This window comes from Alkalitalea saponilacus (assembly GCF_900168165.1).
Lineage (GTDB): Bacteria > Bacteroidota > Bacteroidia > Bacteroidales > Marinilabiliaceae > Natronoflexus > Natronoflexus saponilacus.
This window is the reverse complement of sequence record NZ_FUYV01000003.1, coordinates 113,241-125,651: the sequence shown is the minus strand read 5'-3', so window position 1 is coordinate 125,651 and position 12,411 is coordinate 113,241. Positions and strand designations below refer to the sequence as shown.

General features: G+C 38.7%; 13 protein-coding genes. 2 read left to right on the top strand and 11 right to left on the bottom strand.

Annotation, left to right across the window (positions count from 1 at the left end; all coding sequences use genetic code 11):
- Positions 1-115: 115 nt before the first annotated feature.
- From B5X70_RS03980 to crtD, 5 genes are all read right to left on the bottom strand, one after another.
- A complete protein-coding gene (locus B5X70_RS03980) occupies positions 116-736 on the bottom strand; it encodes a lysophospholipid acyltransferase family protein (protein ID WP_079556588.1) in 621 nt (206 codons plus the stop codon).
- Positions 737-992: 256 nt separating this feature from the next.
- Entirely contained in the window at positions 993-1,478 is a 486-nt protein-coding gene (locus tag B5X70_RS03970; RefSeq protein ID WP_079556586.1) for a P-loop nucleotide/nucleoside kinase family protein, read from the bottom strand.
- Positions 1,479-1,482: 4 nt separating this feature from the next.
- Positions 1,483-1,836: a nuclear transport factor 2 family protein gene (locus B5X70_RS03965; RefSeq protein WP_079556683.1), complete on the bottom strand. Its 354-nt coding sequence runs from the start codon at positions 1,834-1,836 to the stop codon at positions 1,483-1,485.
- Between the two features lie 45 nt (positions 1,837-1,881).
- On the bottom strand, positions 1,882-2,535 hold the full coding sequence (locus B5X70_RS03960; RefSeq protein ID WP_079556585.1) for a carotenoid biosynthesis protein: 654 nt from the start codon (positions 2,533-2,535) through the stop codon (positions 1,882-1,884).
- Positions 2,536-2,879: 344 nt separating this feature from the next.
- Positions 2,880-4,343 carry a 1-hydroxycarotenoid 3,4-desaturase CrtD gene (gene crtD, locus B5X70_RS03955; RefSeq protein WP_079556584.1) on the bottom strand — a complete coding sequence of 488 codons (1,464 nt, stop codon included), beginning with the start codon at positions 4,341-4,343 and terminating at the stop codon, positions 2,880-2,882.
- A gap of 136 nt (positions 4,344-4,479) precedes the next feature.
- Between crtD and B5X70_RS03950 the strand changes: the two genes are divergently transcribed.
- Together B5X70_RS03950 and B5X70_RS03945 are read left to right on the top strand one after the other, a co-directional pair.
- Positions 4,480-5,967 (top strand): phytoene desaturase family protein, encoded by a 1,488-nt coding sequence (locus B5X70_RS03950; protein WP_079556583.1) that lies wholly within the window; start codon positions 4,480-4,482, stop codon positions 5,965-5,967.
- Positions 5,968-5,978: 11 nt separating this feature from the next.
- Entirely contained in the window at positions 5,979-6,812 is an 834-nt protein-coding gene (locus B5X70_RS03945) for a phytoene/squalene synthase family protein (protein WP_079556582.1), read from the top strand.
- On the opposite strand, the gene omp85 is transcribed toward B5X70_RS03945, so the two are convergent.
- From omp85 to B5X70_RS03915, 6 genes are all read right to left on the bottom strand, one after another.
- The gene (gene omp85, locus B5X70_RS03940; protein ID WP_079556581.1) at positions 6,809-8,164 is read right to left on the bottom strand and encodes an Omp85 family outer membrane protein; all 1,356 of its coding nucleotides are present in this window, start codon (positions 8,162-8,164) and stop codon (positions 6,809-6,811) included. The genes B5X70_RS03945 and omp85 overlap by 4 nt on opposite strands.
- A gap of 35 nt (positions 8,165-8,199) precedes the next feature.
- Positions 8,200-9,183 (bottom strand): DUF3137 domain-containing protein, encoded by a 984-nt coding sequence (locus B5X70_RS03935; RefSeq protein WP_079556580.1) that lies wholly within the window; start codon positions 9,181-9,183, stop codon positions 8,200-8,202.
- On the bottom strand, positions 9,176-9,730 hold the full coding sequence (locus B5X70_RS03930; RefSeq protein ID WP_079556579.1) for a LemA family protein: 555 nt from the start codon (positions 9,728-9,730) through the stop codon (positions 9,176-9,178). Before B5X70_RS03930 ends, B5X70_RS03935 begins: the two co-directional genes overlap by 8 nt.
- A gap of 262 nt (positions 9,731-9,992) precedes the next feature.
- A complete protein-coding gene (locus B5X70_RS03925; RefSeq protein ID WP_079556578.1) occupies positions 9,993-10,562 on the bottom strand; it encodes a DUF2589 domain-containing protein in 570 nt (189 codons plus the stop codon).
- Positions 10,563-10,616: 54 nt separating this feature from the next.
- Positions 10,617-11,072 carry a DUF2589 domain-containing protein gene (locus tag B5X70_RS03920; protein ID WP_262481299.1) on the bottom strand — a complete coding sequence of 152 codons (456 nt, stop codon included), beginning with the start codon at positions 11,070-11,072 and terminating at the stop codon, positions 10,617-10,619.
- 586 nt (positions 11,073-11,658) lie between these two features.
- Positions 11,659-12,411, bottom strand: coding sequence for a LytR/AlgR family response regulator transcription factor (locus B5X70_RS03915; RefSeq protein ID WP_079556576.1), 753 nt, complete (start codon positions 12,409-12,411; stop codon positions 11,659-11,661).

Sequence of the window (12,411 nt, the reverse complement as noted above, 5' to 3'; positions counted from 1 at the left end):
TTTTATCAACATTAAAACACCGTTCGTCAAACACCGGGTTAAAACCGATATCCTAAAGCCAGTCTTAATCCCATTACCACACCCCTATCGGTATATCTAACCGGAAATGTTTTTTTCAAAACGCACATTTTGACTGTTTTAATTTAGCATCGGAATAAAACTCTGCAAATTGGTTTTCAATTGAGGTTTCTGTCGATTCATTCCATTCTCCCTTTCCCAAATACAAACTCAATACCGGTTTCCGATTTGAAAAATAATCCACCAACGCCACATAAAACAAGACCTGTTTTATTCCGGATTTCTTCGCAATGTATTCGATGCCCGGCTCAAATGGCAAAACGCCTGCCGAGAAAGAAGCTATCCTTCCCTGAGGATACAGCAAAACAAGATTTCCGGGCTCCTGCAACAGTTCAACGGCATAATTCAGGCTTTCAACAACGGAACGTTTACCCGGATGAACAGAAAAACAACCTATTTTACTCAAAAACCTGCGGGCTTTGAGCTCCTCTTCAAGCATCATGGCATGAAACTGCTTTTTCAACAATCTTTTGTTCAGATAATAAACCCAAAATCCGTCCCACCAACTCACATGGTTTCCTATGATTAATTGGCTGTTGTCGCCTGCCGCATCCCATTCACCATATATGTTTATGGAATGAAAATCCTTTTTAAGAATACGATGAATGTAAAAATTAAAAAAAGTGTCGTATAACCAGTGGTGGCAAGCTTTAATCATAAATCAGGTTGTTAGAATATTAAATGACAAGATTAGAAGAGTTATAGATTTCAATTTTGAGACTGTCTCTACAACGTTTTGCTTGTATGTAGAGTAGCGGATTAGAAGCACTTTCCTATCCGTTTGCACAAAATTTATAAAAAGCACAGACCTTAAATTTATCACTTCACCAGCTATTGCTACATACACGCTGTTAGCGGTTTGGTCTCTTATTTCAGTCTTATTTGTCAATCGACTGCTCAATATCTTTGGCAATTTAATTGATAAGCTCTTTCTCTGATTTATCTTCATTGATTATTGAAAAGTCAGTTTCAAAATTTCTTTCTCTTACCTTTTCATTAATCATTAAAACTTGGTCATCTGAAAAGTTTATATGTATCTCTTGGTCTCTGGATTTAACTCTCTTTGAACAAGTTGTTCTGTCTGCATAAACACCAATTGTTGTTACTTTAAAATCCCTTCTCAAACTCTCAAGCATTATATCAAAGTATTCAGTCAGTCCTGTGGACTCGAATACAATTATATCCTTATCATTTAAGCTGTCTCGAACCCCATTTTCAATTTCTTCAAATACTTGTTTTAAGTATGCTTCGTTATCAACATTTCTATCTTTCTTGATTCTCTTAGCCCATTCTTCCACTCGAATGAATTTTATCCCAAACTCTTTTTCCATAAGAGTTCCAATGAAGGATTTCCCGCTTCCTTTTTGTCCAATTAGAAGATAGATAATTTTACCTTTCATACCTTTATTCAATCGGCAATTTATGTAATTTTAAAAACGACAGTTTATCCCAATAACCGCGTTGAAATATAATCTTATTGTTTTTAATCTGGAAAAATCCACACCCACGTAGTCCGTTTGGGTCTCTCCATTCTAAAATTGCCCATTCCCCGTCTTCAAAAATGTTTTCAGGGATACAGGTCATTTCGGCTGTTTCAAATTCTCCTTTAAACATTTCCTTGATTGCAAATTTGCCAACAACAGGGTCGTTTGCAACTTGATGGTTGACTGCATTATCAGCATACAAACCTGAAATTGTTTCTAAGTCCGCCTTGTTAAATGCGTCAATCCATCTTTGTAATATATCTTTTGGTGCCATATCATTTGCATTGTGTCGTCTTTTAGCCTGACCGCTAACAATCATCTATAAAAAAACATTCAACACCAAAAAGAACACCATCTGTACCAGAAACAGACGTATGGCTACCGGCTTAACGGTTTTTACATTGAATAATTCAAAGAGTCCTACCACAATAACCGACACCACAAACCACATAAAGTAATTTTGCATTGGCACCACACCACCTGCCCAATCCCACATTCCGGTTTTCATAGCTACGGGTTCCATAATGAAATCAAACAAAACCATGAGCGCTGCTGCGGAGAATGGCACCCACTTTCGTAATGCCGGATACTGACGCACAATAGCAGTTGCTCCATAAGCCAGAACCAACCAGTTAGCTCCTATGAGTATGGGGGTATCAAAGACTTTCCACCCAAGGTTTGGTCCGTAAAAATAACTTCCAAACAGCATCCCGGTTTTCGTTCCAATGGCTTCCACTGCAATGGTAAAAAGAAATATAAAAGAAAATACTGCAATCTCTGTTTTATTGTAAGTTTTGTGAAACAATAGAATCAGAAAGATATTCAACATCACCGACAGAGGAATCAATGCCTCAAAAATTGGCCGGGTATAAGGTACCAGAAAACCTGCCACCCCCACGGTATAGTAAATAATTAAAAACTTCTTAACCTCTTTCTCGGTAAGGTTTTTGCAATAATTGACAATAAAACTCATGATATCTTATTTTTATATAAAAAACATTAGCAATCAAAGAAAAATTTTTACTCTAAAATAAGTGCTCAAGCCGCACGGGCTCTTACTTTTTCTACTCATGTTGTGTTAATCTTTTAAAGGTATTGCGTGATCCGCTTCGCTCCACAACAGCAAAAAAAGTAAGCAAAAAATGCCGCCGCTGCTGAAAAATTGCCTAAATAACAATTTGGCAGGCTAAAATCTGCGAACTCGCTACGCTCAAACAACGCATATTTTCACGCCTACCAAATTGTTATTATTAACGGCATTTTTCAAAGGCGGAGACATCCATTACATATAGGTTGCTTCGCACCTTTGCGTTTAAACTAATCATCAATCATCCCATCCACAATCTTAGCCGATGCAAGACACAATGGAATTCCTCCTCCGGGATGAACACTTCCGCCGGTAAAATAGAGATTTTTATACTTCCTGCTGAAATTAGGATGTCTTAAAAAAGCAGCCATAGGTGAATTACTGCTGTGACCATACAGTGAACCATGCACAGACCCTGTTCGCTCTTCAATATCTTCAGGAGTAATTATCTGCTCAAATTCAATTTTTTTCTCAACATCCAGATTCAACATGCTGTTAATTTTTGAAATAATCAACTCTCTGGCGCGGGTTGTCTCTTCTTCCCAATCCTGGCCAACATTTTCAGGTGCATTGACCATCACGAACCAATTTTCGCATCCATCAGGTGCATCATTCGATACTACTTTTTTACTGATAAATATGTAAACAGTTAAATCGTCGGCAAACAATTTGGTTTTAAATAAGCCTCTGAACTCTGCCTCGTAATCGTTACTGAAAAGGATGTTATGTACATCCAGTTCAGATTTCATTTTCATGCCCCAATAAAATATGAGAGCCGATGATGACCTCTCCCTTTTCATCAATTTTCGCAACTTTTGCCTGTTTGGCATAATGTCCCTATAGAATAAGGTGATATCCGTATTGTTTACAACAACCGATGCAGGATAAATACAATCACCTGTTCTAACTCCGGTAACTTCTCTTCCGGAAGTTACCAAACCGGTAACTTCTGTATTAAAAAGGAATCGGACACTCTCTTCTTCAGCAAGTTTCTTTAAGGCATTTAAAATGCCATACATGCCATTTTTCGGAAACCAGGCTCCTGTATTATGCTCCAGATGCGCAATCATGTTCAAAGTTGCCGGAGCCCGGTACGGGTCGCTCCCATTGTAAGTGGCGTACCTGTCGAACAACCTAACCAGGTGGCTCTCACCAAAGGTTTTTTGATTTCGCTGATGCATGGATGTAAAAACATCCAGTTTATGCAATGCTTTTAAGCTTTTTTTTCCGGCATCGCCAACAAAGGTAGAAGGTTTATGAATGGAATTGAACAGGAAAAAATCAGCCGTGTGCGTATAAAGAAAAGATTGCTTTTCAAGGTACTCCTCAACAACCTGTCGGGTAACGCCTGAATTTTGAACCTCATCAAGAAATTTCTCACGGTCGCTCCATGCTTTTATCTTTTTCCCATCAGGAAAAAAATAGTTGCAGGTCATTGGTAATTCAACCACCCCCAAATAGTCCTCCATTCGCTTTCCAAAAAGAGCAAAAAGCTCCTCCACCAAATGTGGTAAGGTAAAAAGCGAGGGGCCCATGTCGAAACGGTATCCCTCTTGGGAAAATTGAGCCATTTTTCCGCCAGCCTCAGAATTTTTCTCCAGAACAGAAACATCATACCCCTTTGCTGCAAGCCTTAAGGCTGAAGCAATTCCACCAATTCCGGCACCAATTATTATGGCTGTTTTTTTACTCAAATCAAGTATTTTTTACTTCTGTTTAATAATTTTTCTTACTTCATTAAACAAAACAAACCGAAAAATGGTTTAATAACAGTAAATATAGTGCAATCATCAAAAACATTATCTAATTTGCAGAAATAAAGCTAAACAAATGTCCCAAAAAAAGATAATCATAGCAGGTGCCGGACTTGGTGGTTTAGCCACCGCTCTGCGGCTGGCTTCAAAAGGTTTTGATGTCACCATTTTGGAGAAACACCATCAAGCCGGAGGTCGCCTCAACATGCTGGAGAAAGATGGTTTCAAATTTGACTTAGGCCCGACATTTTTCAGCATGAGTTACGAATTTGATGAACTGGTGCAAAGTTGCGGTATTGATTATCCATTTGAATTCATTGAGCTGGAACCTCTGTTTACTGTGAACATTGACGGAATAGACCAAACCTTTACAATTTATAAGGATTTGGACAAGCTTTCTGCGCAATTTGAACTTTTCGAGCCGGACTTTAAAGCAAAGATGGAGGCTCACCTTCTAAAAACCGAAAGTCTTTATAACGATACGGTTAACCGCATCGTTCATCGCAACTTCAACTCGTTGCCTGATTATCTTTTGCAAATAACAAAAGTTCCCCTGAAACACACTCCTTTGTTGTTTAAAACAATGTGGAAAGAGTTGTGCGACAGCTTTGAAAGCAAAGAAGCGCGCATGGTATTTTCTCTGGTTGGGTTCTTTTTGGGTGCAACTCCCTTTGATACACCTGCCGTTTTTTCCTTGCTTAATTATGTTGAGATGAAGCACGATGGTTATCACAACGTGAAAGGCGGGATGTATAAAATAGTGGAGAGTCTGGAGAAAATTTTGAAAGAAAAAGGGGTAAAATTCCATTACAATACAGAAATAACGGGTGCTGTTTATGAAAACAGCACCCTGAAATCAATTACCGACAGTTCCGGAAAACATTGGGATGCCGATATATTTGTGATAAACGCCGATGCCGCATCGTTTCGTGGCCAAATTCTAAAACGGCCAAAATACAGTGAATCAAAACTTAATAAAAAGAAGTGGACCATGGCGCCACTCACCATATATCTTGGTATCAAAGGAAAACTTGACAATCTCCAACATCATAACTATTTTTTAGGTAACAATTTTGATGAATACGCCAAAGGGGTATTCAAAAACCGGGTATCGTTTCAAAAGCCGTATTACTATGTAAATGTGCCATCAAAAAACAATCCTGAATATGCACCCGAAGGTCACGAGAGTCTGTTTATTCTTTGCCCGTCGCCCGATTTACGCTTTAAGCCCGACTGGAACGACCGCGAAGAGATAGCACAAAACATCATCGAGGATTTGTCACGAAGAAGCGGATACAACCTGAATGAGATGATTGTGAGTAAAACCATACTCTCTCCCGAGCATTGGGAAAGCATGTTTAATCTTTACAAAGGAAGCGGACTTGGCCTGGCGCATGACATGAATCAAATTGGCTGGTTCAGGCCATCCAACAAGGATGAAGAGTTGAAAAACCTCTATTACGTTGGAGCGTCCACCATTCCCGGCACCGGATTGCCCATGACGGTCATCAGCAGTAAACTGACCACCACCCGGGTATTAGAAGACTTAAATCAAAAGCATTAAAGAAGAACGTTATGAACATCTATCGTAAAAATAATCTGAAGTGCAGCATCAGCACCACGCGGTTGTACAGTACATCCTTTTCGCTGGGTGTACGCATGTTGGACAAAGAGTACCGCAATCACATTTACAGCATTTACGGATTTGTGAGATATGCCGACGAAATTGTTGATACATTTCTGGAACACGACCGGCAGACACTTTTAAACGAATTCCGTGATGACACCTGGAAAGCCATAGAGCGTGGCATAAGCTTGAACCCCATTCTGGACAGTTTCCAGCACACGGTAAATGAGTGCAAAATTGATTATGGCCTCATCACAGCGTTTCTCGACAGCATGGAAATGGATCTTAACTACAAAACCTACACCCGCAATGATTTGGAAAAATACATTTACGGCTCGGCCGAAGTCGTTGGATTGATGTGCCTACGGGTTTTTTATGTTAATGATGACGAAGAATACAATGCGTTGCGTTATCCGGCTCGAAAACTTGGCGAGGCTTTTCAGAAAGTAAACTTCCTGCGCGATGCGCAGGATGACTATCAAAATAAGGGACGCATCTATTTTAAAGACATTGATTTCAACAACTTTACACCTGAAGCGAAACAAAAAATTGAAAAAGAGATTCAATCTGATTTCGACGAGGCCTTTAAAGGCATCGTCAGGTTAAAACCTCAAGTCAGGCTGGGAGTTTATCTTGCATACAGATATTATCTGAATCTGTTTCACAAAATTAAGTTTGCTAAGCCCGAAGCTATTTTAAAACAGCGGTACCGGGTTTCAAATCCACAAAAAGGAGTTTTGATGTTTAAGGCATCATTAAGAAATGCCATGGGGTTGTTTTAAAAAAGATAATTCAACCCAACATAGAATCCGGAGTCACCATCCTGCTCATTAACAGCACGTCCGTAATCCACCGCAATGATAAAATTGCGGTTCATGGCAATGCGTATTCCCATTCCATAACTCACATGCAGTGATTCTGCGCCAAAATCAAAATAATCATCAATGGGCTCGCTAAAATCGGAAAGTCGCGATTCCACATCAATTTTTGATGTGGTTCTGCCGGCATCCAGAAAACTGTTCACTCCCAAATAGAATTGTTGATTAAAGAGACTAAAATAGAGTGGTTTCCACCTCAATTCAAAATTTCCAAACACCATTCCATCTCCCACCACTCGGTTACGACGAACGCCCCGCAAACTTCGAACACCACCTAAACCTGTAGATGTAGCTCCGGCCATGACCGATGTAATAATTTGGGATTGATAATACCATGGAACATCGCCCGAAAGAGTTTGCTGCCACCCCAGACGATAAGCGAAAGACAAGTCTTCGGGAATGATGGTGAAATACTGACGGTGTGTAACTGCCAATTTTGAAAATCCTGATGTTGCTCCCAAAAATTCCGGTGCGCCCATCACAACCGCCTCAGTCCAAATGCCTCTCATGGGGTTGGGTCGATTATCCCGTGAATCGTAAACCATCCCGGCTTTTATTTCCGGTACAAAACCACCAGTTGCATGCTTGTCAGGAATGATTCCCCAATCCAGATACCTCTCGTATAGTCCGGGCTGGTCCTCCAAAGAAGGCAGCTGGTCATCATCGCTTCGTCTGCGATTCAAACGGTCAATATCCACCGAACCAATATCGAAATTCAACAGGTTAACACCTGCTATCCATCTGAAATAACCATCTCCAATTCCGCCCTGAACATCGGTTTTAAAGCGAAACAGATTGTGTTGCATCTTATAGAACATACGTGATCTGTAATTTGCAGAACCATCGTCCTCCCAATCTTTATTCAGAACCGATTCATATCCGTTAAAACCGTAGAAATCATAAGCTTGCTCAGGCATATAGGTTAAATCGGTGGTAACGCGCAAGCCTTCGAAAAGCCGGTCTGAATCATAATAAAAGCGGAACACTCCACTTCCTCCGGTGTACCGGGAAATCTCAAAATAGAGAGAATGGTCATAATCAGGAAATCTGCTTCCATCTCCATAATGGAAGAAATTAACCAATCCGCCGTATTGGAATCCCAAATCGGCATCGAAAGAAATGGCCGGTAACACTCCAAATCCCCAGCCCTGCTTATTGTTTTGCACAAGGTCATCTTCGGCCAAAACAGAGGTAGTAATAATTACAACCAGTAAAATCGGAGCCAAAATGCGGGAAATGTATTGCTTAAAAATCATAAACGGATTACATCAACTTATTTATAAAAAGAATCCTAATCTTTAGTCCAGATCCGGGTATTAAGGTTGAGTTCATGAATGATTACTTCATTAACACGGAAAAGGTGATACATGTTTTCAATTTCATGTAAGTCAACTATTGAACCAAACAGTTTTGGTTCAAAAAGGTTCTTTCTAATGCTCAGAGCACAATATACCCGCGATCCTATAAACGAGAAATGCACATTACAGTTGTAGTTTTTCCTGATGTTTAACATCGCCTCCATTATGGTTGGAGTTAAGATATATCGTGCTTCAATCTGATCTGTCGCATGCACCACAAACTCCTTTTCAAATTCTACATTCTCAAGCACCACCAAAGGAGCCGGTCCGGATATTTTCTGAAATTTTCGTCCGATTCTTCCCAGAAAACGTTCTGCAAAATCAGGCGAGACATAGGTTCTTCCATGGAATTCCTTATTGAAATCAGCATGAAAAAACAGACCTTTAAAGATGGTTACCCAGCGGGTGCGGGTTCTTCCTTTACTATCAGTTGTAACTTCCCGGTATTGTGTGTGAAGTTCAGAGCATTCAAAATCAGTTTTATCTAGAGTCCCTCTTACCAAATCATCTCCCCTGTACTTGTCATAACTTCGTCGGAAAATATCACTTGTACGGTAAACCGATTCCGAAATCATCCCATCGGCATGATACAACCACTCAGGGTTAATTGTTTTAACAATTCGGGCTACGACCTTCTCCTTAAAGGCCGTGCGGTATAACTTCATTTTTTGATTTGCCCTGATTCCAAAAACAATTATTAAAGCTATAACGCCAATAACCGGAACCAGAAACAATCCACTCCCAGACTGATTAAATAGCAGTATAAAAACAACCAAGGCTAAGACGGACAAAACCATTCTGAAAATTTCCTGCTGAAATTTTCCTCTTTGTCCTTTTAATTCAACCAAATGGGGTTCTATTTTTTCGTTGTAAAGAGATTCAAGGCTTACAACCCCGGAGGTTTGGGTATTATCCATTAAACAAATCTTTAACGTTTACATTCTGCCTTTCAACTTCAGGGATAAGAAATACCTCTTTCCGCTCCATCTTCATCATTCCGGCCATCATGTTTCCGGGGAAAGTTTGAATTCCGTTATTATAATCAGTTACCGCAGCATTGTATGCACGACGTGCTGCTGAAATTTGAGACTCAACCTCATTCAAGGTTCTTTGCAGATTAAGGAAATTCTCATTTGCTTTTAAATCAGGGTAGTTTTCAACTGCCACCATAATTCCTTTTAACGTACCGGAAATCTGATTGTCCAAATCAACCTTCTCATCATTGTTTAAAGAACCGGAGACGGCTCTTGCTCTTAATTCCGTAATTTTCTCCAAAAGTTCTTTTTCATGCGAAACGTATTGTTTCACAGTGGAAACAAGATTTGGAATTAAATCATATCGTTTCTTCAACTGAACATCCATGCCACCATAGGCATTATCTACTTCGTTACGCCTACGAATTAAACCATTATAAATCAATATAACGATTAGAGCCAATACTACAATTATTGCTAATGCTATCATGTTTATTAGATTAAATGATGATAAACTTATTTAATTCAATGAGTTAATTTAGATAATATCGAGATAAAAATCAGATAAAATAAATCCAGTTTGAATTGAGTTTAAGATTGAATCATGAAAAGAATCCAAATAGGATTCTTTTAAATTGAAACAATAGCACTCGTTAACTCAGTAAATTTACATAAAAAAGAGTAAAGCCTGATCTATTTATCTGGCAATAAATAAATCAGGCTCGAAATATTAAAAAAAAAGTATCGCTAAATTACTTTTCAGAAATAGGTGCTGTGCAACTGGCAAGTATGTCCATTAGTCTGCTCAACCCCTCAGTGGGTGGTTGTTGTTTAGCCGATACACTTATTTGGTATTTTGCAGTTTGGTTTGTACTGCGGGTATTTTCTCTGGAAGTGGTTACTTTTCCGTTGACTTTCACGCTGGCTCTTCCCCAGAGTCCCATCTTAAAACTGCCTTTTGCTTCAGCTGACGCTTCTTTCTCGTTTTTATTTGATGAAGCGGTAACTGAATTAACTTCCATTTGAAAATCAACTTTCACATCATCAATCAGAAGCGAGGGTATTGGAACCAATCCCAAAAAAGGAGCCTGAACTTCAACGTTTGAAGTTTTAAGTCCTTCACTGGTTTCTACCGGACGTTGAAGAGTGAAACTTAGTAAATTTGGCTTCGAAAAATCTCCCTCCTGAAAACCTATCTCAGTCATATATTTGTACGCAGTTTGAGCCAGTTGAGACTGAGCTTCGCACGCTGCCACCAATGGTGCAGAAATAAGATCATCCATGGATAATCCCTCAAGCTTTTTTGTAATGCTGTTTCCCATAATATATTTGTTTTAAGATTAAAGATATTTTTGAATGTGAATCAGTTAGTAACATTAGCTATCCGTAAGAATTTCATCGCTTTCAGGCTCATCTGGCAAGTCTTCAACCGGTAAAATAGTCTTATCAAATTCATCCACTATTCTCGATACGCCTTCAGGTTTTTGGCAGGATTTAAACTTGATTTTAACAGACACGGCGTTATCACTTCGATCACTAGGGGTGAAATCAATGGCAAAACTTGCACGATCCAGGTCTTCTTTCCCTTCCTTTAAGTTTTTTAAAGCCACTCCATTAATCTGTGCCTTAAAATCAATTTCGAGTTCATCTACGTAAAGCGAATGTTGGTTCATTAATGAGATAACAGGAACATCAATACTTCTGTTATCTGGCAAATAAACCGTGCGTGTAACAGGCTTGCCTTCATCATCAAAAAACTTCTCCATTAAATTGACGTAGTGTTTTGCCAATATCTCCTGTGCAGTATTAACAGAATGCTGCATCCCCCTCATTATATCTGATAATGTGTGTTTATTTGTGGGCTTACTTTTCCAAAATACCATTACTATTAATTTATTTGATTATCATATTTTTTTTATCTTTCACTTTAACCATAATATTAAAAACCATTTTTATCACAAATTTCAACCAAAACAATATTTATACACAAGTCATATCATAAACATACATAAAAATAATAAAATTACAATATCATACAGTACAATTGATAATCTTTAATATAGTAATCAATTATCCCCAAAAAAGCAGACACCTATAATTCAACAAGATAGAAATCCAGTTACCGTAAGTAAAAAATAACGATAATTACACTCCCTCATTTTAGATCCCAAAAAAAAAGTAAAGTATCCAAATTAGAACAATCATCCATTACCAAAAGGTCATGGATAAGAATGCCCATGTTTGTGAATGGAGTATTTGTAAGGGCATTTTTGTGTAGGAAAAAACAAATGAAACCAGATATGAGAATCGCCAGATCGACGAAGTCAAATAACTCTCATACACGCGAATAGCCATAATGGTGAGTACAACGCGGCAATTTGAATACAAATCTTAAACACAATGGAATGAAATCATGTGTTAAATTCCCAGTTGCTCTCTGAGTTTTTTGTATCCCGATCGGCTGATTCGCAGTTTGTGATCGGGATTAACCACGGCAACATATGAATCCTTATCATATGGCTCAATTCTGGATATCTTGCTGATGTTGACGATATATGACCGATGAATTCGAACAAAAGATGATTCATTCAGATGAGATTCATAGTAACTCATTGTTTGGTTTTTCATAAAGCGGCCTTTTGCTGTATAAATCATCACATAATCTTCCTGTGCTTCAAGGAAAATTATCTCATTTACTGGAATGACTTCCATGCCACTTCCTTTTTTCACTACAATTCGAGATAAAAGTCCGGGAGTGTTTTCTCTGATCTTTTCAACCGGGACCTGTATGGTTTCAGAATTATTCCCTACCCTCTCCATAGCTTTCTTTACAGCAGAATCGAACCTCTCTTTGGAAAATGGCTTTAAAAGGTAGTCTACAGCATTTAATTCAAAAGCTTTGATAGCAAACTCATCGTATGCAGTTGTGAAAATTACCTGTGGTCTTTTTTCAAGCACCTCAAGCAATTCAAGCCCGTTAACTTTCGGCATCTGAATATCCAGAAATATTAAATCAGGGCTAATATCCTTAATCATTTTCATGGCATCAAAACCGTTGGTGCATTCTCCCGCAATCTCAATTTCGTTGAAATCTTTAAGATATAGCCTTACCAATTGACGTGCAGGTTGTTCATCATCAATGATTAAAACTTTAAAACCATCTATTGCCAT

Coding starts and splice junctions, on each gene's coding strand:
- B5X70_RS03950 (WP_079556583.1), top strand. CDS start 4,480: ATGTCCCAAAAAAAGATAATCATAGCAGGTGCCGGACTTGGTGGTTTA.
- B5X70_RS03970 (WP_079556586.1), bottom strand. CDS start 1,478: ATGAAAGGTAAAATTATCTATCTTCTAATTGGACAAAAAGGAAGCGGG.
- B5X70_RS03930 (WP_079556579.1), bottom strand. CDS start 9,730: ATGATAGCATTAGCAATAATTGTAGTATTGGCTCTAATCGTTATATTG.
- B5X70_RS03920 (WP_262481299.1), bottom strand. CDS start 11,072: ATGAGGGGGATGCAGCATTCTGTTAATACTGCACAGGAGATATTGGCA.
- B5X70_RS03965 (WP_079556683.1), bottom strand. CDS start 1,836: ATGGCACCAAAAGATATATTACAAAGATGGATTGACGCATTTAACAAG.
- B5X70_RS03925 (WP_079556578.1), bottom strand. CDS start 10,562: ATGGGAAACAGCATTACAAAAAAGCTTGAGGGATTATCCATGGATGAT.
- B5X70_RS03960 (WP_079556585.1), bottom strand. CDS start 2,535: ATGAGTTTTATTGTCAATTATTGCAAAAACCTTACCGAGAAAGAGGTT.
- B5X70_RS03935 (WP_079556580.1), bottom strand. CDS start 9,183: ATGGATAATACCCAAACCTCCGGGGTTGTAAGCCTTGAATCTCTTTAC.
- B5X70_RS03980 (WP_079556588.1), bottom strand. CDS start 736: ATGATTAAAGCTTGCCACCACTGGTTATACGACACTTTTTTTAATTTT.
- omp85 (WP_079556581.1), bottom strand. CDS start 8,164: ATGATTTTTAAGCAATACATTTCCCGCATTTTGGCTCCGATTTTACTG.
- B5X70_RS03915 (WP_079556576.1), bottom strand. CDS start 12,411: ATGGCAATAGATGGTTTTAAAGTTTTAATCATTGATGATGAACAACCT.
- B5X70_RS03945 (WP_079556582.1), top strand. CDS start 5,979: ATGAACATCTATCGTAAAAATAATCTGAAGTGCAGCATCAGCACCACG.